Source organism: Streptomyces sp. NPDC029836, assembly GCF_055574495.1.
Genome location: NZ_JBVHZI010000001.1, coordinates 1,220,698 through 1,244,042 on the forward strand (window position 1 = coordinate 1,220,698; position 23,345 = coordinate 1,244,042).

The 23,345-nt window shown below is 72.5% G+C and carries 18 protein-coding genes; 5 read left to right on the plus strand and 13 right to left on the minus strand.

Annotation, left to right across the window (positions count from 1 at the left end):
• Positions 1 to 54: 54 nt before the first annotated feature.
• The 7 genes from ACZ4XJ_RS05605 to ACZ4XJ_RS05635 form a co-directional block, all read right to left on the minus strand.
• On the minus strand, positions 55 to 2,112 hold the full coding sequence (locus ACZ4XJ_RS05605) for a SpoIIE family protein phosphatase (RefSeq protein ID WP_468495401.1): 2,058 nt from the start codon (positions 2,110 to 2,112) through the stop codon (positions 55 to 57).
• A gap of 130 nt (positions 2,113 to 2,242) precedes the next feature.
• The gene (locus ACZ4XJ_RS05610) at positions 2,243 to 2,734 is read right to left on the minus strand and encodes a DUF3574 domain-containing protein (protein ID WP_362882201.1); all 492 of its coding nucleotides are present in this window, start codon (positions 2,732 to 2,734) and stop codon (positions 2,243 to 2,245) included.
• Between the two features lie 63 nt (positions 2,735 to 2,797).
• The gene (locus ACZ4XJ_RS05615) at positions 2,798 to 3,736 is read right to left on the minus strand and encodes a DNA-binding protein (RefSeq protein WP_362882199.1); all 939 of its coding nucleotides are present in this window, start codon (positions 3,734 to 3,736) and stop codon (positions 2,798 to 2,800) included.
• Positions 3,733 to 4,947: an MAB_1171c family putative transporter gene (locus ACZ4XJ_RS05620; RefSeq protein WP_468495402.1), complete on the minus strand. Its 1,215-nt coding sequence runs from the start codon at positions 4,945 to 4,947 to the stop codon at positions 3,733 to 3,735. Before ACZ4XJ_RS05620 ends, ACZ4XJ_RS05615 begins: the two co-directional genes overlap by 4 nt.
• On the minus strand, positions 4,938 to 5,519 hold the full coding sequence (locus ACZ4XJ_RS05625; RefSeq protein WP_362882196.1) for a BTB/POZ domain-containing protein: 582 nt from the start codon (positions 5,517 to 5,519) through the stop codon (positions 4,938 to 4,940). Before ACZ4XJ_RS05625 ends, ACZ4XJ_RS05620 begins: the two co-directional genes overlap by 10 nt.
• Positions 5,520 to 5,865: 346 nt before the next feature.
• Positions 5,866 to 7,083, minus strand: a complete 1,218-nt coding sequence (locus ACZ4XJ_RS05630; protein WP_468495403.1) for an aromatic amino acid transaminase — start codon at positions 7,081 to 7,083, stop codon at positions 5,866 to 5,868.
• Positions 7,076 to 8,071, minus strand: coding sequence for a DMT family transporter (locus tag ACZ4XJ_RS05635; protein WP_468495404.1), 996 nt, complete (start codon positions 8,069 to 8,071; stop codon positions 7,076 to 7,078). Before ACZ4XJ_RS05635 ends, ACZ4XJ_RS05630 begins: the two co-directional genes overlap by 8 nt.
• Positions 8,072 to 8,217: 146 nt before the next feature.
• On the opposite strand from ACZ4XJ_RS05635, the gene ACZ4XJ_RS05640 reads away from it, so the two are divergent.
• A complete protein-coding gene (locus ACZ4XJ_RS05640) occupies positions 8,218 to 8,700 on the plus strand; it encodes an Lrp/AsnC family transcriptional regulator (RefSeq protein ID WP_362882190.1) in 483 nt (160 codons plus the stop codon).
• 46 nt (positions 8,701 to 8,746) lie between these two features.
• Here ACZ4XJ_RS05640 and ACZ4XJ_RS05645 read toward each other — a convergent pair whose 3' ends face one another.
• The 5 genes from ACZ4XJ_RS05645 to ACZ4XJ_RS05665 all read right to left on the minus strand — a co-directional run bounded on the left by ACZ4XJ_RS05645 (position 8,747) and on the right by ACZ4XJ_RS05665 (position 14,810).
• Positions 8,747 to 9,277 (minus strand): O-acetyl-ADP-ribose deacetylase, encoded by a 531-nt coding sequence (locus ACZ4XJ_RS05645; RefSeq protein WP_468495405.1) that lies wholly within the window; start codon positions 9,275 to 9,277, stop codon positions 8,747 to 8,749.
• The gene (locus ACZ4XJ_RS05650; protein ID WP_468495406.1) at positions 9,277 to 10,695 is read right to left on the minus strand and encodes a phytoene desaturase family protein; all 1,419 of its coding nucleotides are present in this window, start codon (positions 10,693 to 10,695) and stop codon (positions 9,277 to 9,279) included. Before ACZ4XJ_RS05650 ends, ACZ4XJ_RS05645 begins: the two co-directional genes overlap by 1 nt.
• Before the next feature lie 96 nt (positions 10,696 to 10,791).
• Positions 10,792 to 11,616 carry an inositol monophosphatase family protein gene (locus ACZ4XJ_RS05655; protein WP_468495407.1) on the minus strand — a complete coding sequence of 275 codons (825 nt, stop codon included), beginning with the start codon at positions 11,614 to 11,616 and terminating at the stop codon, positions 10,792 to 10,794.
• A 549-nt stretch (positions 11,617 to 12,165) separates the two neighbouring features.
• Positions 12,166 to 13,155 (minus strand): agmatinase, encoded by a 990-nt coding sequence (gene speB, locus ACZ4XJ_RS05660; protein ID WP_362882183.1) that lies wholly within the window; start codon positions 13,153 to 13,155, stop codon positions 12,166 to 12,168.
• A gap of 98 nt (positions 13,156 to 13,253) precedes the next feature.
• A complete protein-coding gene (locus tag ACZ4XJ_RS05665; protein WP_468495408.1) occupies positions 13,254 to 14,810 on the minus strand; it encodes an acyl-CoA carboxylase subunit beta in 1,557 nt (518 codons plus the stop codon).
• Between the two features lie 472 nt (positions 14,811 to 15,282).
• On the opposite strand from ACZ4XJ_RS05665, the gene ACZ4XJ_RS05670 reads away from it, so the two are divergent.
• From ACZ4XJ_RS05670 to ACZ4XJ_RS05685, 4 genes are all read left to right on the plus strand, one after another.
• Positions 15,283 to 18,189 carry a LuxR C-terminal-related transcriptional regulator gene (locus ACZ4XJ_RS05670; RefSeq protein WP_468495409.1) on the plus strand — a complete coding sequence of 969 codons (2,907 nt, stop codon included), beginning with the start codon at positions 15,283 to 15,285 and terminating at the stop codon, positions 18,187 to 18,189.
• Positions 18,170 to 19,087, plus strand: coding sequence for a metallophosphoesterase family protein (locus ACZ4XJ_RS05675; protein WP_468495410.1), 918 nt, complete (start codon positions 18,170 to 18,172; stop codon positions 19,085 to 19,087). The genes ACZ4XJ_RS05670 and ACZ4XJ_RS05675 overlap by 20 nt, the downstream gene beginning before the upstream one ends.
• On the plus strand, positions 19,084 to 19,899 hold the full coding sequence (locus ACZ4XJ_RS05680; protein WP_468495411.1) for a 4'-phosphopantetheinyl transferase family protein: 816 nt from the start codon (positions 19,084 to 19,086) through the stop codon (positions 19,897 to 19,899). Before ACZ4XJ_RS05675 ends, ACZ4XJ_RS05680 begins: the two co-directional genes overlap by 4 nt.
• Before the next feature lie 174 nt (positions 19,900 to 20,073).
• Positions 20,074 to 21,735, plus strand: a complete 1,662-nt coding sequence (locus ACZ4XJ_RS05685) for a flavin monoamine oxidase family protein (protein ID WP_468495412.1) — start codon at positions 20,074 to 20,076, stop codon at positions 21,733 to 21,735.
• 90 nt (positions 21,736 to 21,825) lie between these two features.
• Here ACZ4XJ_RS05685 and ACZ4XJ_RS05690 read toward each other — a convergent pair whose 3' ends face one another.
• Entirely contained in the window at positions 21,826 to 23,235 is a 1,410-nt protein-coding gene (locus ACZ4XJ_RS05690) for a class I adenylate-forming enzyme family protein (protein WP_362884145.1), read from the minus strand.
• Positions 23,236 to 23,345: the final 110 nt, after the last annotated feature.

A 23,345-nucleotide genomic window follows, 5' to 3' on the forward strand; every position in this document is an offset into this window, starting at 1 on the left:
GCGGCGCCCCGCCGCGGGAGGCGGAACCCTCAGCAGGCCCCCAGCGGTGGTCCGTCAGCGGGCCCTGGTGCGGGCCAGGAGGACCGCCACGTCGTCCTGGGGGGCGGTGGGCAGCAACTGGGTCAGGATCCCCTCGCACAGCTCCTCCAGGGGCTGCGCGGCCTGCCGCAGCGCCCGGCCGAGGCGTTCCATGCCCTCGTCGAGGTCCCGGTCGCGGGCCTCGATGAGGCCGTCCGTGTACAGGACGAGCAGGCTGCCGGGCGGGAGCGGCACCTCCTCGGTGCGGAAGTCCTGCCCGCCGGTACCGAGCGGGGTTTCGGCGGGCCCGTCGAGGAAGGTGACCGTCCCGTCGGCGGCGGCCAAGGCAGGCGGCGGATGCCCGGCGCGGGCGATGACGCAGCCGCCGGTCGCCGGGTCGTGGACGGCGTAGACGCAGGTGGCCATCTCGTCCTCGCCGAGGTCGGCGACGACCGCGTCGAGGGAGCGCAGCAGCCGGGCGGGCGGTACGTCCTCGCGGGCGAGGGTCCGTACCGCCGTGCGGAGTTGGCCCATGACGGCCGCCGCGTGGATGCCGTGGCCCATGACGTCGCCGATGACGAGGCCGGTGCGGCCCCGGGGCAGTTGGATGACGTCGAACCAGTCGCCGCCGACGTCGTGGTCACTGGCGGGCAGGTAGCGGCCGGTCAGTTCGAGGCCGGGGACCTCGGGGAGGGCGCTGTTGGTGAGGCTGCGCCGCAGGGTGCGGGCGGCCTGGCGCTGGGTCGTGTACATCCGGGCGTTGTCGATGTTCAGGGCGGCGCGCGCGACGAGCTCGTCGATCAGGATGCCGTCCTGCTCGTCGAACGGCTCGCGCTCGCGCACCCGGGTCACGGCCACGGCCCCGAGCACGGTGCCGCGGGCGACCAGCGGCACCATGCGCGCCGAGCCGAGGGTGGCGAGGTAGTCGCGCAGGTCCTGCGCGCGGGGGTCGGTGATCAGCGCGGGGATGTCGGAGGCGAACAGGGCCAGGGGGACGCCCTCGGTGACGACCCGTTCGTAGACCGTTCCGGCCGGGACCCGGAAGGTCTGGCCGGGGGCGAGCTTCGCGGTCGGCGCCGTCGGGTCGGGGAAGGTCGCGGCGAGCCGGCGGAGCACGCCGCGGGTGGAGGCCGCCGACTCGTCCGGGTCGAGGACCGCCTCCAGGATCTGTACGTCGGCCGAGTCCGCGAGCTGCGGCACCAGCAGGTCCACGATCTCCCGGGCGGTCTGGCGCAGGTCGAGGGTGGTGCCGATGCGGGTGCCGGCCTCGGCGAGCAGCGCGAACCGGGTGCGGGCCCGCTCGGCCTCGAGTTGGGCCCGCTGGCCCTCGGTGATGTCGATGAGGGAGGCGATGAGCCCGAGGCGGCGGCCGCTCCCGTCGAGCAGCGGGGCGTACGAACAGGACCAGGTGCGGTCGTGCTCGGGGTCGGCGGGGGTGCGTCCGGTGCGGCGGACGTCGACGACGGCGCTGCCGCGCTCCAGCACCTGCCGCATGGTCGCCTCCAGCGCGGCGGCGTTGACCCCGGGCACCACCTCGGTGAGCCGTCTTCCGAGGTGGTCGGCGGCGGGGACGCCGTTCATCCGGGCCAGGGCGTCGTTGACCCGGAGGAAGCGCAGGTCGGGGCCGAGGGTGGCGAGGCCGATCGGGGACTGGGTGAACAGGCTCTGGAGGGCGACGAGGGAGTCCCGCATGTGCAGGACCTCGGAGGTTTCGACGGCGATCAGGAGCGCTCCCGTACGGCCCTGCGGATCGGCGGCGGGCACGATCCACATCTCCATCGCCACGCGGTGCCCGTCGCGGTGGCGCACGGGCAGCGTGCCGACGACGGTCTCCCCGGCCTGGACGCGGCGGGTCAGGTCGTCGGCGAGCCGGCGGTTGGCCTCGGGGACGAGCACGGCGGAGCCGGGCCGGCCGAGGATGTCCTCGGGGCGGTGCCCGAGCAGGTCCTGGGCGGCCAGGGACCATTCCACGATGCGGCCGTCCGCGTCCTCGCGCCAGAGGGCGATGGGGAGCAGCTCGCGAAGTACGCCGGCGTATCCGACCGCCGCCATCGGCTGATCGGGCATCTCGCTCGTCGACTGGTAAGTGTCCAACGCACCGACCTCACCCCGGGGGGCCTGTTTCCTTCCGATTCACCCTAGCCGAGCCCCTGGGACGGCGCGTCGGGGCGCAGCGCGCGGGGTTGGGGACCGCCCGCCCTGCCGCGGGCGGTCACCGGCCGGGTCAGAAGTCGGCCTGCGCCCGGACGTCGGCGCGGCCGACCGATTCCAGCTCCCACATCTTGCAGTAGAGGCGGCGGATGTACTCGATGTCGATGTTGCGGCGCTGCGCCTCGTTCACGGGGTAGAGGACGGTCAGCTCGAAGGAGCGTTCGGCGTTGATGTCGCCCTCCTTGTCCCGCCACTGGCCGCGGCCCTCCTGGAGGGTCAGGCCGGACGGGAAGCGGGGCGTGACCACGTCGTTCACGAACTTCATGAACTGCTCGTCGGTGATCGGGGGGTTGCCGTTGTGGCGGCCGGTGCCGAAGTACAGGTGGGTCGAGATGAACGGGCTGCCCACCTGGGAGGCGGTCTGCTGCTCCGCGGCGGCGGTGGTGGCACGTGTCTCGAACGCCACGTCGGCCACGGGTCTTCCCACGGCGAAGAGGAGCGCGCCCACGGCGAAGAGGGCGGCGGCGGGCAGCGGTATCCGGATCTGGCGCATGTGTGTGGTCATCCCTGTCTGTCTACGTGGAGGGGTGGCGGTACGGGGGGTGTGCGGGGGCCGGTCCGTGCGCCCTCAGGCGGGCAGGGACTCCAGCAGGTGGACGGCCGCGTCCTTGAGGCGGCCCGGCGCCCGCGCGCTGCGGCGCAGGTCCCGCGCGGTGCGGCGGAGCGTGCCGGTGGTCCGTACGGAGCCGATCCAGGCGGCGCGCGGCGCGAGCTCCGCGACGAGGTCCTCCGCCTCGTTCCAGGCCCCGGCGCGCGCCAGGGCCGCGAGGAGTTCGGCGGTGAACAGGTGCCGGTAGGACGGGCCGGGGGCGGTGGCCGCGGCGTGCAGGAGCGGGATGGCCCGGTCCCAGTGGCGCAGCCGGGCGAGGACCCAGCCGCGGTGGCCGAGGAGTTCGCTCTCGTCGATCCACCAGGCCCAGTGCGGGTCGCGCCCTGAGACACCGTCGAGGAAGCGGCTGCGGGCCCGGCCGAGGAGCGCGAGGGGTTCGCGGCGCGCGCCCAGCATCGCGACGGCGTGGGCCTGCCGGATCAGGACGAGGCTGGCGACCCGGGCGGGCAACGGCTTGGGGCCGGCGACCCGGGCCGCGCTCGCCAGGGCCGCCCGCGGCCGGCCGGTGTGGGCTTCGAGCATGCTGTGGTTGAGGAGCACGAGCCGCGCCGTCCAGCGGTCGCCGCACAGCTCCGCCAGGGCCAGGGCCCGGGCGTTCATCCGCCGGGCACGGGTGTTCAGGCCGGCGTCGAAGAGGATCCAGCCGATGACCTCGGCGAGTTCGGCGAGCGCGGCCAGCAGGTCGCCGTCCTCGGCGTGCAGGCTCGCGGGGGTGGCCGACAGCTGCGGGAACCGCCGCAGGGCCTCGCGTACGGCGGGCACGGCGGCGGTGGCGCCCCGCTCGGTGTCCAGGGCGACGAGCCGGCGGATCGCGTGCAGGGCGCAGCCGAGCAGCGCGCCGGGCTCCTCGGGCCGGGCGGTGCCGATGGCGGGAGCGGGAAGCGGCGGGGCGGTCATGACAGCAGGCCCGCCTCGATGGCACCCTCGCGGCGGCGGCCGAGGCCGGCGAAGGAGGAGGCGACCTCCGTCAGCCACTCCACCTCCTGGCGGAAGTCCTCGTAGGGCGGGCGGACGGGGATGTCGGCCGCGTCGGCCTGCTCGGCGCGCTGCTCCGCGGGTCGGCTGAGCACGGCGCGCACCTGGAGCGCCTCGCCCAGGGGCGAGGTGGGGTCCTCGGGGAGGTTCAGGGAGCGGGCGACGCGGACGAAGTCCGCCAGCGAGAGGGAGGTGCGGAGCATCAGCTGGCCGTCGCGGATCTCGATGACGCGCCGGTAGAGGCTGTAGTGCGGGTCGCGCGGCGGGATGAGGTCGCGGGGCAGCGAGCGGGGCGGGTCCAGGGCGATGTCCGGGGAGGCCTCGTACAGGGCCCACCACAGCGGGCGCAGCCGCAGGTAGGAGCGGTAGCTACGCACCCAGCCGCGGGCTCGGGTGACGCGGATGCCCCAGGAGGGGATCGTCCAGCCGATGATCTGGAGCAGGGCTCCGATGCTGCCGCTCGTCCACTGGATGGGGTCGAGGGCGGCGCCGTCGAAGTCCAGTCGGGTGCCGGCGATCTGGATGCTGCGGGTCACGCAGTAGACGAGGATCATGCTCGCGCCGACGGTGACGGTGCGCATGCCGACGGCGAGCCACTGGCGGTTGGCCATCCTGGTGAAGCGCAGCGACAGCCGGACGGTTTCGAACTGTCCGATGGCGCAGATCAGCAGGTAGAACGACATGTACAGGGCGTACCGGCCGTCCTGGATGCTGAGCAGGATCGTGGAGGTGGCCGTCTCGGACTTGGCGGCGGGGCCCACGATGAGCGAGGTGGGCACGAGGACGCACAGGGCGGCGGTGAAGAACAGCACCCGGTTGCGCGCCATCCGGCGGGCCTCGGCGGGCGGCGACGACCAGTAGACGAGGACGACCTGCTGGGCCGCGGTCAGGATGACGACGGCGACCTGGGTGATCAGCGAAGTGATGTTGGGCAGTCCGAAGAATCCGGAGATGTGCAGCCGCAGCAGGTCGAGGTCGACCAGGAAACTGATGCCGGAGCAGAGGAAGTAGGTGCACAGCGCCCACAGGGCGATGTCGGTCTTCCTGCGCAGCAGGTCCGGAAGGCGGTACGCGAAGGCGGCGATGCCGACGACGGCGCAGATCCAGGCGAGGATCCCGTAAATCACACGCACCCCTGATCCGGCTTGCCGAGTCCGCTCTCGATGCGGGCGACGATCTCGGCGGCATCGGCGGGGACGCCCCAGGCGGGTTCGGTCCACCGTTTCGCGGCGCGCGCGAGGATCAGCGAGGCCATGGTCTCGGCTTCCTGTTCCTCGTCGTCGCTGTAGCGGGAACGCATCAGCATGCCGCGTACGGCGGCGGGGTCGACGTCGGGAATCAGCCGGCCGGAATCACCGCCGGCCAGTTGCAGGGAGCCGTTGTGGTCGAAGGCGATGTGCGCCAATTCGTGCGCGATGATGTGTTCTTTGTGCGAGGACGACGCGGCTTTTTCGTACACGATGACGTCGAAGTCATCCATTTTCAGCCATATGCCGAACAGGTGACGTTCGGGAAATGGCGTGGATATCAAATGGATGGGCCGGTTGCGTTGTTCGGTCAGATGGCGGTGGAGTTCGTCGATGCCGCACCCGTGCTCCATGCCCCACTGCGCGAGGAGTCCCTCGCAGGTGTGGCGCACCTTCTTCAGGCGGCGCCGGAGCCTTCTGTCCTCGGACGTCGATGACGCAGAGCCAGGTAACTTCATCCTCAGTCCTCCGCCGAACCCCTGCGCGGCCGTACTCGTCCGGTCACGCCGCCGCCCTCGTACCGGCCGGCACGGAAAGGGACCGAACCCCCTCCGTCTCGGCACCACGGTGTCCGAAGGGTTTCGATTCCGGGGCGACGACGCGGCCATGATGCCACACGCCCGACGCCCTCATCCGTACGACGAGTTGTCTGCGACCGCGGCCCGACCGTTTCCGCCACCGGGCCCGGAGGAATTTCGGCCAGGAGCTTCACGGAACTTCTACGAATTCACCGACATGTGCCGTGAAAGGCGGTCAGCGCGCGGGCGCACCCGTGGAGCGGGTGGACCGGCGGGGGCGCGCCTCTCAACGCACGAGGCGGGCCTGGCGCGGGAGTTCGGCCGGGTCCAGGACGGAGGCGATGCCCCGCGCGAGGCAGGGGATGCGGTGGGGCGGGATGCCGGCGATGTTGATGCGGCCCGAGGTGGTGCCGTAGATGGCGAACTGCCGCCGCAGCAACAGCATCTGCGCGGAGGTGAGCGGGAGCATGGAGAACATGCCCTTCTGTCGCGCCAGCGCCCGGGCCTGGACGGCGCACCCCAACGCGTCCAACTGCTGGGTGAGTTCAGCGCGGTTGGCGGCGATCCGGCCCCGCATGAGCTCCAGTTCGGCCTCCCAGGAACGGCGCAGCCGCTCGTCCTCCAGGATGGTCGTCACGACGGCGGCGCCGTGCTCCGGCGGCATCGAGTACAGGGTCCGGGCGGCGTTCTGCAGGGCCGTCTCGGCGTGCCGCACGGACCGGGCCGAGGCGCCGATCACGATGGCGCAACCCGTACGGTCGCTGTAGAGGCCGAAGTTCTTCGAGCAGCTCACGGCCACCAGCATCTCCGGCACCCGGGCGGCGAGCATCCGGGTGGGGGCCAGATCGGCCTCCAGTCCGTCGCCGAGTCCGTGGTAGGCGAGGTCGACGAAGGGGACCCAGCCGTTGCGGGCGGCCAGTTCGGCCAGGGCCGCCCAGTCCCGCGGGGCGGGATCGGCGCCGGTCGGGTTGTGGCAACAGCCCTGGAGCAGGACGACGTCGTCGCGCCGCGCCGCCCCGAGGTCGCGCAGGACCGATTCGGCGTCGAAGCCGCCCTCGGCGTCGCGCCAGCCATAGGTGCGCACGGTCAGGCCGGCGGCCTCCAGGATGGGCCGGTGGTTGACGTACGCCGGGTCGCTGATCCACACCGTGGTGCCGGGGCGGGTCCGGCAGATCAGGTCGGCCAGCAGCCGCAGCGCGCCGGAGCCGGCGACGGTCTGGACGGCCGCGGCCCGGTCGGCCGGGCCGTCGGGGCCCAGCACCATCGAGAGCAGGGCCCGGTTGAAGCCGGCGTTTCCGGAGAGCCCGCGGTACTCCTTGGACTCGGACCGTTCGGCGAGCAGGATCTCGGCCTCGCGGACGGCCGCCATGACCGGGGTGCGGCCGGTCGGGTCCCGGTAGACGCCGAGGACGAGGTTCAGCCGCTCGGGGCGTTCGTCGGTGCCGTACTCGTACGTCAGGTCCCACAGCGGGTCGGTGGGCGGCGGGGGGAGCAGCTCAAGCATCTGCGGGAACCTCGGGTCGCGGGTGGACGTGCGGGCGGGGGCGGCGGTTGGCGAGGACGACGCCGATGGTGATGAGGGGGACGCCGATCAGCACGGCGAGGGTCGGCCTCTCGCCGAGCAGCGGCACGGCGAGCAGGACGACGGCGACCGGGCTCAGGCTCCCGACGACGGAGGCGCGCTCGGCGCCGAGCCGGCGGATGGCGAAGGCGTACAGGAGGCCGGCGCACAGGCCCACGCCGAGCCCCTGCACCACGAGGAACAGCAGGATGTCGCCGCCTTCGGCGTGCGCGATGCCGGTCGGGAGCACCCCGGTCAGCACCAGGAGGGCGATGACGGCGAAGGAGGGCAGGCAGAGCAGGCCGATCGAGCCGACGGGGTCGAGGTCGACGTCGCGCAGGCCGACCGTGTAGAGGGCCCACAGTCCGCTGGCGACCAGCAGGGTGCCCGCGCCGGCGAGGACGTCGGTGTCGACGGGGACGACGTACCGCCAGACGAGGGCGAGCACCCCGGCGGCGATCAGGGCCAGGCCGGCGCTCTGCGCGCCGCGGGGCAGGCCGCGACCGCGGGCGGCCATCAGGGCGGAGACGAACAGCGGGACCATGCCGGGGACGATGGAGCCGACGAAGGCGGCCGAGGTGAGGGCGCCGCCGTGCATGGCGGCGAGGAAGAACGGCACCCCCGCACCGCAGACGATCTTGAGGGCGGGTCCGGGTCGGACCGCTGCGATGCGTGCCCTGCGTCGCCACAGCGCGGGCAGCAGGACGACGAGCGGGACGCCGAAGCGCAGCAGGGCGGCGTCGGCGGGCAGCAGGGTGGAGGCGCTGAGGGCGCGGGCGCTGAGCGCGAAGGCGGCCCAGATCGCCACGGTCACCAGCAGCGCGGCGATGCCCCGGGCCTGCGGGGAGAGCCCGCTGCGGCCGGGATGTCCGGCTCGCGGGCCCTCCGCGTCGAGCGGAGCGGCCGGCCCGGTGGTGGTGGTCGCGACCAAGGAAGTTGCTCCAGCCTGTGAGAGCGGACCGGTCTGGTCCGTTCGCCCGCAACGCTAGGGCCTGGGCGGGGGCAGCCGATTGCCAGTTCTGTCGCTCGGACATACGTTTGGGGCAGGATCTGCCAAGAACTGCCCCGGGAGGGCCCATGGACGCCGTCGATCTGCAGATCATCCGGGAATTGCAGGCCGACGGACGGCTGTCGAACCAGGATTTGGCCGACCGCGTCCGGCTGTCCCCGTCGCCGTGTCTGCGCCGGGTCCGCCGGCTGGAGGAGGCGGGTCTGATCCGCGGCTACACCGCCATGGTGGACCAGGTCGCCTTCGGGCTCCCCGTCACCGTCTTCGTCCGCATCCGCCTGGAGCGGCACACGGCGGAGGCGGTCGGCGTGTTCGAGGAGCACGTGGCGGTCATCGAGCACATCCAGGACTGCTACCTGATGGCGGGCAGCAGCGACTACCTGCTGCGGGTCGTCATCGAGGACCTGGAGGCGTACGAGGCGCTGGTGCGCCACCGGATCCACGCCATTCCCGGCATCGCCTCGATCGAGTCGAGCTTCGCCTACGGCAGCGTCAAGCAGACCCGGACTTACCCGCGCCCCTCCCCCGGCGGGACCGCACGGGGGAGGTGACGGGCTGCGCGGGCGCGGTTTCCGCCTGCGCGGGCGGAGTGACCGCCTACGCCGGGTCGGCCGTCGGGCCGCCGATGGCCGCTGCGAAAGCGGCGTGGGCGGTCGCGTCGAAGAGCACGAACCGGACCTCCTCGACCTCGGTGCGGGCCGCCCGTACCGTCTCGACCGCGATGCGGGCGCCGTCGTCCATCGGCCAGCCGTAGATCCCGGTGGAGATGGCGGGGAAGGCGACCGTCCGGGCCCCCAGCTCGTCGGCGACGCGCAGGGACTCGCGGTAGCAGGAGGCGAGGAGCGCGGAGCGGTCCTCGGCGCGCGACCACACCGGGCCGACCGTGTGGATGACGTGCTCGGCCGGTAGGCGTCCGGCCGTGGTGGCCACCGCCCGACCCGTCGGCAGCCCCTTGCCGTAGTGGGAGCGCCGCAGGTCCTCGCAGGCGGCCAGGATCTCGGGGCCGCCACGCCGGTGGATGGCTCCGTCCACTCCCCCGCCGCCGAGCAGGGAGGAGTTCGCGGCGTTGACGATCGCGTCCGCCGCTTCGGTGGTGATGTCTCCGAGGACGAGGGCGATGCGGACCATCAGGAGGCCTTCCGAAGGTGGCGCCAGACCGCCTTGGCCGCGTTGTGGCCGGACATGCCGTGCACGCCCGGGCCCGGCGGGGTGGCCGAGGAGCACAGGAACACCGCGGGGTGGGCGGTGGTGTACGGGGACAGGGTGACCTTCGGGCGCAGCAGGAGCTGGAGGCCGGAGGCCGCGCCGCAGGCGATGTCCCCGCCGACGTAGTTGGGGTTGCGGGCCGCGAGCTGCGCGGGGCCGGACGTCGCGCGGGCCAGTACGAGGTCGCGGAAGCCCGGGGCGAAGCGCTCCAACTGCCGCTCGATGGGCTCGGTGAGGTCACCGTCCCAGCCCGACGGGACGTGTCCGTACACCCAGAACACGTGCTTGCCCTCGGGTGCCCGGCCGGGGTCGACGAGGCTGGGTTGGGCGGCGATGAGGAAGGGGTTGCGCGGGGCGCGGCCGCCCGAGGCGAGTTGCAGGGCGGCGTCGATGTCGCGGGTGTGGGGGCCGATCTGGACGGTGCCGGCCCGGCGGGGTTCCTCGGCGGTCCAGGGCACCGGCCCGTCCAGGGCATAGTCGATCTTGAAGGCGGCGGCCCCGTACCGGTAGCCCTCGTAGGCGCTGCCCAGTCGGGCGATGCGGGCCAGGGCGGTCGGGGAGGTGTCGAAGAGGTACGCGCGGGCCGGCGGGAGGTCGTCGAGCCGCTTGACCTCGAAGCCGGTGTGGATGGTGCCGCCCAGGTCGCGCAGGTATCCGGCGAGGGCGTCGGAGAGGGACTGCGAGCCGCCGCGCGGCAGCGGCCAGCCACCCGCGTGCGCGGCGAGGGCGAAGACCAGGCCGACGGCGCCGGTACCGATGCCGTTCAACGGAGCCATGACGTGCGCCACGAGCCCGGCGAACAGGGCGCGCGCCCGGTCGTCCCTGAAGCGGCGCAGCAACCAGGTGGAGGGCGGCAGTCCGGTGAGCCCGAAGCGGGCGAGGGTGATCGGGTCCCGGGGCAGCGCGGTGTTCGGCAGGGACATGAAGTCCCGGGCGAGGGTGTCCCACTTGCCGAGGAACGGCTCGACCAGCCGGCGGTAGGTGCCCGCGTCGCGCGGCCCGAAGGAGGCGGCGGTCTCCGCGACGGACCGGGAGAGCACGGCGGCCGTGCCGTCGTCGAAGGGGTGCGCCATCGGGAGCGGGGGGTGCAGCCACTCCAGTCCGTACCGCTGGAGCGGCATGGTCCTGAACACCGGCGAGCCCGCGCCCAGGGGGTGGACGGCCGCGCAGGGGTCGTGCCGGAATCCGGGGAGCGTGAGCTCCTCGGTCCGGGCGCCGCCGCCGACGGTCTCCGCGGCCTCGAAGACGGCCACGGAGTGGCCCCGGCGGGCCAGTTCGACGGCGGCCGTCAGCCCGTTGGGCCCCGCCCCCACCACGACCGCATCGAGAATCGGCGGCACTTGCGACTCCTTCGTCCGATGGGCACTGACCCCACCCTATGGTGCGGCCCGCGCCGATCGGCTCCGCGGGTCGTCCGGCGGGCCGCCGTCGCCGCGCTACGCGCCGCGCAGCAGGTCGCGGACGCGTACGGTCGTGGCCTCGTCCCGGCCGACGGCGAACGGGAGGGCGTTGTCGCGGTCCACCCGGAAGGGCACCCCGTCGACGGTGCTCTGGGTGCCGCCCGCCTCGGCGACCAGCAACAGACCGGCCGCGTGGTCCCAGGCGGAGGGCCAGTTGAAGGCGAGGGCGTCCATCTCCCCGCGGGCCACCTTCAGGTACTCCAGACCGGCCGAACCGCAGGGCCGGACGGTGACGCCTGGCACCTCCAGCCGGGCGAGGACGCGCCGCTCCTCCTCCGTCGTGTACAGCGGGTGGGCCGTGGCCACGCGCAGTTCGGCGCCGGGTTCGGGCGAACCGCTGTGGATCCGCTCGCCGTTGACGTACGCGCCCTGTCCCCGTACGGCGGTCGCCAGCTCGTCCAGGGCCGGGGCGAAGGTCCAGGAGGCGAGGATCTCGCCGCGCAGGGCCAGCGCCACCAGGGTGCAGAAGCCGGCGTCGCCGTTGACGAACTGCCGGGTCCCGTCGACCGGGTCGATGATCCACACGGGTGCTTCGGCGCGCAGCGCCCGGTAGACGTCCGGGTCGGCGTGCACGGCTTCCTCGCCGACGACGGCGGAGCCGGGCAGCAGTTTGGTCAACGAGGCCGTGAGGTGTTCCTCGGCCAGCCGGTCGGCGACGGTCACCAGGTCGTGGGGGCCGCTCTTCTGGTCCACCTCGTGGTCGGCGAGTTGCCGGAACCTGGGCATGATCTCGACGGCCGCCGCCTTGCGCACGGCCTCTTCCACGGCGGACAGGTCACGGGCCAGAAATTCATCGATCATGCGTCCAGCAAAGCACGGCCGACCGACAAACCCCACCCCCGCACCCATCGGGGCGACGCACACCGCACGACGCGCGGATGAACGGCGGACGGCTGGGGGTGGGCGGGCGGCGACGCCCCCTTGACACTGTTAGTAAAGTTTCCTAACTTGACGGCACCACCCCCGCCTCGGCAGCGCCCGGACGCCCACCCCGATCGCCCTCGGGGCGTGAACTCAATGAACGAAATGATGACGTGGACGGGCGCGTCCGGTATTTCTAAGCGGAACCGCGCGCCCTGACGCATTTATCCGATCGCGAACGACAGAACGCGCCGTCGGCTTATCGGCCTTTTATTTACGCGGGCAGCACGGAACATCGGAAATGCTGGCGATGTCATCCCGGGGCGCATCCCGAAAAGGGACGGTGCGGTGAAGTCGGCGCGGACGTGTGCCCGTCGGCAAGTATGGCCGAGCCCGGCGTACTTGCGACCCGCCGAGGGTTTCAGTCAGGTAAATTCGCGCGTGCGGAAGGGGCCGGCGCCCCGTGCGCGCCGGCCCCTTCCGAGTCGGCTACTTCGCCATCCCCCAGCGGACCGGCGCGATCTGCTTGGACATGATGGTGATCAGCTCGTAAGCGGCGTGCGACGCGGCGACCGAGGTGATGCCGGCGTGGTCGTAGGCCGGTGCGACCTCCACGATGTCGGCGGAGACCAGCTGACAGTCCGCGAGGCCGCGCAGGATCTCCAGCAGTTCGCGGGAGGTCATGCCGCCGGCTTCCGGGGTGCCGGTGCCCGGGGCGTGCGCGGGGTCCAGGACGTCGATGTCGATGGAGATGTACAGGGGCCGGTCGCCGACCCGCTCGCGCAGTTGCTGGGCTATCTCGTCGACCCCGCGGCGCATCACGTCCGCGGAGGTGACGATGCCGAAGCCGAGCTTGGCGTCGTCGTCGAGGTCCTTCTTGCCGTAGATCGGGCCGCGCGTTCCGACGTGGCAGAGGGCGGAGGTGTCGATGACGCCCTCCTCCACGGCCCGACGGAAGGGCATTCCGTGGGTGTACTGCTGGCCGAAGTACTCGTCCCAGGTGTCGAGGTGCGCGTCGAAGTGCAGGACCGCGACCGGCCCGTGCTTCTTGGCCACGGACCGCAGCAGCGGCAGCGCGATCGTGTGGTCGCCGCCCAGCGTCATCAGCCGGGCGCCGCCGGCGAGGAGTTCGTCGGCGGCGGCCTCGATGGTCTCCACCGCCTCGTTCGCGTTGAACGGATTGGCGCTGATGTCACCCGCGTCCGCGACCTGGCTGTAGTGGAAGGGGTAGACGTCCTGCGCCGGGTTGTAGGGGCGCAGCGTGCGGGAGGCCTCGCGGATGGCGTTGCCGCCGAACCGGGCTCCGGGGCGGTAGGTGACGCCGCCGTCGAAGGGAACGCCGACCACGGCGATGTCCGCCTTCTCCACCTGGTCGATGCGGGGAATGCGGCCGAACGTGGCCTGACCGGCGAAGTGCAGCGTCCGGTCGGTCTCGGTCGGTGCGAGCGGCGGGGTCGGTCCGTTGGGCTGGGCGGTCATGGTGCGGTCGGTGCCTTTCCGGCTACGGCGGCCCGGTGCCCCGTTGGTGGGCCCGGGCGCGGGTGGGGACGCCGGGCGGCTCCCGGGCGTGCGGTGGTCTACTGCGGCGGGTTGCCGTGCTTGCGCGACGGCAGGTCGGCGTGCTTGGTGCGGAGCATCGCGAGCGCGCCCGCGAGGACCTCGCGGGTCTCGGCGGGATCGATGACGTCGTCCACGAGACCGCGTTCGGCCGCGTAGTACGGGTGCATCAGCTCGGCCTTGTACTCCTTGACCATGCGCGCGCGCATCGCCTCGGGGTCCTCGGCGTCCGCGATCTGCTTGCGGAAGATGACGTTGGCGGCGCCGTCGGCGCCCATCACCGCGATCTCGTTGGTGGGCCAGGCGTAGGTCAGGTCGGCCCCGATGGACTGCGAGTCCATGACGATGTACGCACCGCCGTACGCCTTCCGCAGGATCAGCGAGATCCGCGGCACGGTCGCGTTGCAGTACGCGTACAGCAACTTCGCGCCGTGCCGGATGATGCCGCCGTGCTCCTGGTCGACACCCGGCAGGAACCCGGGGACGTCTAGCAGGGTGACGATCGGGATGTTGAACGCGTCGCACAGCTGGACGAAACGCGCCGCCTTCTCCGAGGCGTGGATGTCCAGGACGCCCGCGAGGTGACCGGGCTGGTTGGCGACGATGCCCACGACCTGGCCGTCGATCCGGGCCAGCGCGCAGATGATGTTGCGCGCCCAGCGCTCGTGGATCTCCAGGACGTCGCCCTCGTCGACGAGCTCCTCGATCACCTTGAGCATGTCGTACGGCCGGTTCCCGTCGACGGGAACGAGGGTGAGGAGGGCCTCGCAGCGGCGGTCCGCCGGGTCCGCGCCACGCAAGTGCGGCGGGTTCTCGCGGTTGTTGGAGGGGAGCATCGTGATGAGGTAGCGGACCTCGGAGATGCAGGTCTCCTCGTCGTCGTACGCGAAGTGCGCCACGCCCGAGGTCTCCGCGTGCACATCGGCGCCGCCGAGCCCGTTCTGGGTGATCTCCTCACCCGTCACCGCGCGGACCACGTCGGGACCGGTGATGAACATCTGCGAGGTCTCACGGACCATGAACACGAAGTCCGTCAACGCCGGCGAGTACGCCGCGCCACCCGCGCACGGACCCAGCATCACACTGATCTGCGGGATGACACCCGACGCCCGCGTGTTGCGCTGGAAGATCCCGCCGTACCCGGCCAGCGCCGAAACGCCCTCCTGGATACGGGCCCCCGCCCCGTCGTTGAGCGACACCAACGGGGCACCGGCCGCGATCGCCATGTCCATGATCTTGTGGATCTTCGTCGCGTGGGCCTCGCCCAACGCACCGCCGAAGATCCGGAAATCGTGCGCGTAGACGAAGACCGTACGGCCCTCGACCGTCCCCCACCCGGTGATCACACCATCCGTGTAGGGCCTCTTCGCCTCCAGGCCGAAACCGGTCGCCCGGTGCCGACGCAACTGCTCGACCTCCTTGAAGGACCCCTCGTCGAGCAGGAGCGCGATCCGCTCCCGGGCCGTCAGCTTGCCCTTGGCGTGCTGCGCCTGGGTCGCCCGATCGCTCGGCCCGCGCCGCGCCTCCTCACGGAGGTCCCGCAACTCGGCCACTTTCCCGGTGAGGTTCGTCGTCATGTGCCCTCTCGACCCCGGCCCCGCGAGGCGGTCGGCTCGTCTCTTCCGACGGGCCGCCAAAGGCCCGCGCCCCACCATTAAACGAGCGGGCACCGTGGCTCCTCCACCGTCTCCGACCCCTATTCTGCGCGCGCCGACCCCTAGAGCCGTAAAGGTTGAGCAATGAGTGTTTGAGGTTTTCTTGAGGTTCCCGATACGGCCACGGGCTTTTTCCCCGATTCACCTGAACCAACGGCCCCTTGGCTGCGTGTCATTCAAAACGGAGTCCAGCCGGAAGGCCGGTCGAGTGTTGCTAGAGTTTGATCGGACCTGCCGAACGGGAAGAACCGGCCTGCCGTTTGACCAACGGCGAGCGCAGAATTCCACGCGCTCCCCGGGCACCACTTCCCCGTGCGGGACTCCAAGGAATAGCCACGTCTTGCCACAGGACCGAGATGTGTCGCTCCGAATCTCAGGGGAGGCTTCTACAGCCATGCTGGTCGAGCGGGATGAACAGATCGCCAAGCTGACCGCCTGGGTGACCGGCGCCGCCCGGGCCCACACCGCCGCTCACGGCGCCGGCCACGCGGCCGCGCGCCGGGCAGTCCCCGACGACCCCTCCAGACCCTGCCGGATCGCCGTCATCAGCGGTCCGGTCGCCTCCGGCAAGACGGCACTGCTCCATCGCGTGCTGGAACCCACGGCCGACGGGGGCATCCGCCTGCTCAGCGCCGTGACCTCCGTCTCCGAACGACACATACCCTTCGGCGTGGTGGAGGAGCTGCTGCGCGACACCCGCGAGGCGGCCGGCCCCCTCGCCCTCCACGGGCCGGTCGGCGCCGAGGAACTCGTCCCCGCGTCGACCCTCATGGCGGTCCACGCCCGCCTCGCCGGCCTCGCGGCGCACGGCCCCGTACTGATCGCCGTCGACGACGTGCAGTACGCGGACCCCCAGTCGTTGCAGTGCCTCCTCTACGCCATGGGCCGGGCGCGCGCCACGGCCGGGAACCTCGCGCTGGTCGTCACCTGCGGCCCCGACGCGGGAACGACCGCCTCGCACGTCCTGGACGAACTGCTCCGCCAGGTCGACGGCCTGCACCTGCGGCTCGGACCGCTCAGCGGTCGCGGGGTGGAAGCCCTCCTCGCCGGGCGGACCGGGCAAGCCGCCCCCGCGGGCGACGACGCGCCCGGAACCTCGCCCACCGCCCGCCTGGCCCTCTCCCTGCACAAGGCGACCGGCGGCAACCCGCTGCTGGTCCACAGCCTCCTCGACGACCGCGTCCACCGGCAGCGCGCCGCGGAACCGACCGACGGAGCGTTCCCCGCCGGGGAACAGTTCCTGCAGAACGCGCTGATCTGCGTCCACCGGACCGGCGCCGAGGGCCTGCGGGTCGCCCAGGGCATCGCCCTGCTGGGCAGCTCGACCGCGCGAGCGCTGTTGGCCCGGCTCGTGGAGAGCGACGAGCGGACGGTGCAGCAGGTGGTGGCCGCCCTGGGCGACGCGGGCATCCTGGCGGGCGAACGGTTCCGGCACGGCGCGGTGCGCACGGCCGTACGGGAGAGCCTGCCCGACGACGCCCTGGTCCAGTTGCGCCGGCGGGCGGCCGGGCTGCTGTACGAAGCCGGGGCGGCCCCGATGGCCGTCGCCGCGCACCTGCTGGGCAACGGTGCGGCCGTCCCCGACGAGGAGTGGGTGCCGGGAGTGCTGAGCGCCGCCGCGCACACGGCGCTGGCCGCCCAGCGGGTCGAGTTCGCGGTGAGCTGCCTGCGGCTGGCGGAGGAGTGCTCGCGCGACGAGCGGGAACGGCTGCGGCTGCGGGCCAGTACGGCCAAGTTCGTCTGGCGGGTGAACCCGTCGGCCTGGGCGCGGGAACTCCAGCCGCTGAACGCCGCGTTGCGCGAAGGAACGCTACCCGTCACCGATTCCCTGCGGCTGGTCGGCGACCTGTTGTGGAACGGCTGGGTCGATGACGCCTCGATCGCCATCGAACACGCCCTCGACGCCATGCCGAAGCCGTCCGATCCCCGACTGACCCGTCAACTGCACAACGTACGTACGCTGTTGGCCTCCACCTACCCCACGCTGGTGGACCGGCTGGACCACGCGCTCGGCCCGGCCGACCCGGCCTCCCCGGCGGAGTCCCCCGAGGACTGGGCGATGACCGGGATCCGGGTCCTGCAGGGCGTCCTGGGCGCCGGCAGCGGCCCGGGCCACCGCGAGCGAGCCGCCGTGGACGAGGAGCACGGCGAGACCGCCGAACGGATCCTGGCCGGCTCCCGGCTCACCGAGGACAGCCACGTCACCATCCGGGCCTGCCTGCTCACGCTGCTGTACTCGGAGCGGCTGGGCGAGGCCATCCTGTGGACGGACCGCCTGCTCGACGAGGCCTCCGAGCACGACGCCCCCGGCTGGACCGCCGTCATGCAGGCGATGCGCGCGCACATGGCGCTGCGCCGCGGCGAGCCGGACCTGGCCCGCCGGCTGGCGGCGGAGTCGATGCGACAACTCACCCCGCAGGGCTGGGGCGTGGGCATAGGCATGCCGTTGTCCGCCCTCATCGAGGCGCGGACCGCCCTGGGCGACCACGAGGCGGCGGCGGCCCTCGTGGACAACCACCCGGTACCGGAACAGATGCTCCTGACCAGGTACGGACTGCACTACCTCTACGCGCGTGGAGGTCACCGGCTCGCCACCGGCCGGCATCACGCCGCACTGACCGACTTCATGGCCTGCGGACGGCTGATGCGCGAGTGGGACATGGACCGGGAGGGGCTCGCGCCCTGGCGGGTCGGGATGGCGGAGGCCTCGCTGGCCCTCGGCAACCGCGACCAGGCGGAACAGTTCGCCCGGGAACAGCTCGCCCGGGAGGCCGGACCCCGGGTGCGCGGCATGGCGCTGCGCGTCCTGGCCGCCGCCCGACCGGCGGCCGATCGGCCCGTACTGCTGGAGCGGGCGGTGACGCTGCTCCAGGAGGAGGGCGACTCCCGCGAACTGGCCCGGGCGCTGACGGACCTGGGAACGGCGTACGAGCAGCTCGGCGACGCGGCCCAGGGGCGCAGCTGCACCCGCCGGGCCGGGCGGATCGCCGAGGTCCGCGGTGCGCGGGAGGACCTGTACCGCACCCAGCCCGTAGTGCGCGTGCCGGCCCGGCCCGCGCCCGCACAGCTGCCGACCCCCGTACGCTCGCGGCCGAGCGCGACGGCACCCCTGACGGACGCCGAGCGACGGGTGGCGGCCCTGGCCGCGCACGGGTACACGAACCGCGAGATCGGGGCGAAGCTCTTCATCACCGTCAGTACGGTGGAACAGCACCTCACCCGCGTCTACCGCAAGATCAACATCACGCGCCGCCAAGACCTGCCGGTCAGTTGGGACCTCGATGTCGCACATACTGCCTGATCCCGCCGAGGAGACCGGTGGCCCGGGCGGACCCGCGTCCGCCGGTGCTCCCGGTCCCCGGTTGCTCGCGGTGAGCGACCTGCACATCGGGATGGCCGACAACCGGCCCATCACCGAATCGCTGCGCCCCACCCACCCCGACGACTGGCTGATCGTCGCCGGTGACGTCGGTGAACTGACCGAGGACATCGAGTGGGCGTTGCGCCTGCTGTCCGAACGCTTCGCCAAGGTGGTGTGGGCGCCGGGCAACCACGAACTGTGGACCCCGCGCGAGGACCCGGTCCAGGCGCGGGGCGAGAAGCGCTACCGGCACCTGGTCGAGATGTGCCGCGGGCTGGGCGTCGTCACGCCCGAGGACCCGTGGCCGTTGTGGGAGGGACCCGGCGGTCCGGTCGCCGTCGCCCCGATGTTCCTGCTGTACGACTACACCTTCCGGGTGGCGGGGACCAGGACCAAGGAGGAGTCCCTGGCCCGGGCGCACGAGGCGGGTGTCGTCTGCACCGACGAGTACCTCCTGCACCCCGACCCGTACCCGACGCGCGACGACTGGTGCCGGGCGCGCGTCGCGCACACCCTGCGCCGGCTCGAAGCCCACGACCCGGCGGTGCCGCTGGTCCTGGTCAACCACTTCCCGCTGGTGCGCGAACCCACGGACGTGCTGTGGCACCCGGAGTTCGCCCAGTGGTGCGGCACCGTGCTCACCGCCGACTGGCACCGCAGGTTCCGCACGGCCGCCGTCGTCTACGGACACCTGCACATCCCCCGCACCACCTGGTACGACGGGGTGCGCTTCGAGGAGGTGTCCATCGGCTACCCGCGCGAGTGGCGCCGCCGGGGCCACCCCAAGGGTCTGCTGCGGCAGATCCTCCCGTACACCGCCGGAGAGGACGGGAAGTGATCGAGACCCTGCTGCCCGAAGGGGTGCGCGCGAGCGAGTCGTTCGGGCCGGACGGCTCCGCCGTGCTCCACCCCGAGGAGGCCGCCCTGGTGGCCGGCGCGACGCAGGAGCGGCGCGAGGAGTTCACCACCGTACGGGGCTGCGCCCGCCGGGCGCTGGCCGCCCTCGGGTTGCCCCCGACGCCGGTGCTGCCCGGCCGGCGCAACGTGCCGCAGTGGCCGGCGGGAGTGGTGGGCAGCATGACGCACTGCTCCGGCTACCGGGCCGCCGTCCTCGCCCGGGACACCGACCTGATGGCGGTGGGCATCGACGCGGAACCCGACCGGCCGTTGCCCCGGGGGGTGCTGGAGTCGATCGCCCTGCCCCAGGAACTCGCCTGGGCCCGTACGGCCGGAGCGGGGCGGTACTGCCGGGACCGGCTCCTGTTCAGCGCCAAGGAGGCCGTGTACAAGACCTGGTACCCGCTGGTCGGCACCGAGTTGGACTTCGAGGACGCCGCGCTCTCCTTCCGCACGGACGACCGCGCCGACGACCGCGCCGACGACGACGGGGACTTCGCCCCGGGCAGCGCGGGCACCGCGGGCGCCCCGGACGGCCTGCGGAGCGGCACGTTCCGGGCCCGTGTCCTGCGGCCGGGAACCGACCCGGACGGCCGGCCGGTGACCGCGTTCAACGGCCGCTGGCTCGCGCACCGCGGCCTGGTGGTGACGGCGATCGCCGTCCCCGCCCACCGGATCGCGGCCACCGGGGGGACACCGGGGCGCGACACCCCGTACGGCGCCACCGGTGCGGCCGGGCAGTCGGGTCGGTAGGGGTTGTCCGGTTCGGGGCCCGCTGCGTAGCGTGCGAGGACCGGACCGACCGCGCACGGCGTACGGCGCGTGGATCCCTCCCGCCGAGACGGCCCCGTGCCGCGTCCCCGGCTGCGCCGGCTCGTGCCCGGTTCCCCTGGAAGCGATGTCGCACCGGCCCGAGAGGTTCTCCAGATGACATCAGCAAGCCCGGCTCCCACCACCATGCTCGTGCCGGACTTCCCGTTCTCCTACGACGGCTGGCTGGACCACCCGGCGGGCCTGGGCTCCCTGCCTCCCGGCCGCGCCGGCACACCGGTCGCCGTGGTGGGCGGCGGGATGGCCGGGCTGACCGCCGCCTACGAACTGATGCGGCTGGGCCTGCGCCCGGTCGTGTACGAGGTGGACCAACTCGGCGGCCGCATGCGGTCGGTGGCCTTCCCCGAGCAGCCGGACTGCGTGGCGGAGATGGGCGCGATGCGCTTCCCGCGATCGGCCCGTGCCCTGTTCCACTACATCGACCTGCTGGACCTGCGCACCAGCCCGTTCCCCAACCCGCTGGCGCCGCACACCCCGAGCACCCTGATCGACCTGGGCGGCGTACGTCACACCGTGCGGAGCGCCGGGCAACTCCCCGACATCTATCAGGAGGTGGCCACCGCCTGGGAGAAGTCCCTCCAGGAGCGGGCCGAGCTGGCCACCATGCGCGACGCCGTCCGGCGGCGCGACGTGGAGACCCTCAAGCACGTCTGGGGTCGGCTGGTGCGGGAGTTCGACGACCAGTCCTTCCACGGCTTCCTCGCGACCAGTTCGGCGTTCCGTTCGTTCCGGCACCGGGAGATATTCGGCCAGGTCGGCTTCGGCACCGGCGGTTGGGACACCGACTTCCCCAACTCGCTGCTGGAAATCCTGCGCGTGGTCTACACGGAGGCCGACGACCACCAGATGGCCGTCCTCGGCGGCTCCCAGCAGATTCCCCGCGGGCTGTGGGAGCACCGTCCCGAGCGGTGCGCGCACTGGCCGGCGGGCACCTCGCTGGCCTCCCTGCACGGCGGGAGCGCCCGGCCGGGGGTGCGGGCCGTGGAGCGCGACGGCCCGGGGTTCGCCGTCACCGACACCGGGGGCCGGCGGGACCGGTTCCCTGCGGTGGTGTACACCCCGCACGTGTGGACGTTGCTGAACCGGGTGGAGGCCGATCCGGCGCTGCTGAGCGCGCCGCTGTGGACGGCGGTGGAGCGGACCCACTACATGGGCTCGTCCAAGCTGTTCGTCCTCACCGACCGGCCGTTCTGGAAGGACCTGGACCCGGCCACCGGCCTGCCGGTGATGAGCATGACGCTCACCGACCGGATGCCGCGCGGCGTGTACCTCTTCGACGACGGCCCGGACCGGCCGGGCGTGATGTGCCTGTCGTACACCTGGAACGACGATTCGCTGAAGATGGCCACGCTGAGCCCGCGGCAGCGGCTCGACGCCCTGCTGGGGCAACTCGCGGCAATCTATCCGCGGTTGGACATCCGTTCGCACGTGCGGGGTGAGCCGCTCTCCGTCACCTGGGAGACCGAGCCGCACTTCATGGGCGCCTTCAAGGCGAACCTGCCCGGCCACTACCGCTACCAGCGGCGGCTGTTCACCCAGTTCATGCAGCGCGGGCTGCCCGCCGGGGACCGCGGTTTCTTCCTGTGCGGCGACGACGTGTCGTGGACCGGCGGGTTCGCGGAGGGTGCCGTGACCACGGCGCTGAACGCGGTGTGGGGCGTGGTGGACCACCTGGGCGGCTCGACGCACCCGGACAACCCCGGCCCCGGTGACCTCTTCGACGCGCTGGCTCCCGTCGAACTCCCCTACGACGACTGACCCGCGTCCGGTCCGCCGCGCGCGGGCCGGGTACGGACGAAGGCGCCCCCGCGCGAACGCGGGGGCGCCTTCACCGCGACGTCGGGTTCCTCACGCCTCGGCGGCGAGCACGGCGAGCGCCTTCTTGTCGGGCTTGCCGTTGCGGTTCAGCGGGAAGCGCTCCAACACCACTACCTTGTTGGGCTGTTCGTAGGCCGGTAGCAGGTCGCACAGCCGCTCCCGCCAGTGGGCGGCGTCCCGCAGCTCCTCGTCCTCGACGAAGAAGACGAGCTGGGAGCCGCGCAGTTCGTCGGGCAGCGGCACGATGCGGGTGGGGCAGCCCTCGGCGGACACCTTCCGCTCGATGAGTTCGGGGTAGAGGGTGTAACCCATGCGGTGGACGGCGAACTTGCGGCCCAGGACGTGCAGGTTGCCGCCGGCGTCGAGGTGACCGAGGTCTCCGGTGGCCTGCCAGCCGGTCGCGTGCGCCGGCACGACGGTGCCGTCCTCGGACACCTGCCCTTCGAGGGCGTCGGGGGTGTCGACCTCGATCTCGCCCGTCTCCCCCGCGGCCAGCTCGCGGCGGTCCTCGTCGACGATCCGGAGCCGGATGCCCTCCATGGCCCGGCCGCAGGCGACGGGGTTGTCGAGGGTGGCGAAGGAGATGTTGCCGAGTTCCGTGGAACCGTAGCTGTCGAGCAGCGGCAGTCCGAACTCGGTGCGGTACTGCTCGACCAGCGGGGCGTCGAGGGGGGCGGCGCCGACGCAGAACATGCGGACGTCGGCCAGGTGGCGGCGCAGCGAGGCCTTGCGGGTGACGAGGCTGAGGATGCTGCGGTAGCTGGAAGGGGTCGCGTCGATGACCGTCACCCCGGCGTCGCGGCCCATGCGCAGGGCGCGGTCCAGACGTCGGTAGGGGGCGATCACCAGCGAGCAGCGGGTGAGCCAGGCGATGAGCACCATCGACAGGCCGTACTGGTGGGCGAACGGCAGCAGCGGCATCAGTACGTCGTCGGGGCGGTGCCCGACCTGGTCGGCGTTGCGCCGCAGGTTGCGCAGGAACGAGGCGCCGGACTTCACGACGCCCTTGGGTGATCCGGTGGAGCCGGACGTCCACATGATGAGGCCGTCGGGCAGGTCGCCCCAGGCGTCGAAGGACAGGGCGGGTTCGGTGGGTTGGTGGTCGGCGACGGCGACCATCAGTTCGTAGAGGTGGACGGGGTCGGCGTCCGGGTAGATGGGGGTGTCGTCGTCGACGAAGGTGACCTTCACGCCGGTCCGTACGGCGATGCGGCGGGTCTCCTCCTGGTGTTCCTGCTGGTCGACGAGGACGATCGAGGCGCCGACGTGCATGAGCGCGTACAGGACGCACACGTAGCTCGCCGAGTTGCCGGCCTTGAGCATGACCCGGTCGCCGAGGCCGACACCCCGTTCGCGGATCGCGCCGGCCACCCGGAGGGCGTCCTGTTCGAACTCGTCGATGGTCCGTACCGAGTCGGCTGCACATATCTTCGCGGTCATCGGTCGCACAATGTCCTTCCTCTGGGCCGTTCAACGACCGGGCGGCGTGCGGTCCGCCGGGCCGGGGGACGGGCCCGTTCAGGGGGTGGATCGCGGGGTTCGCGAGCTTC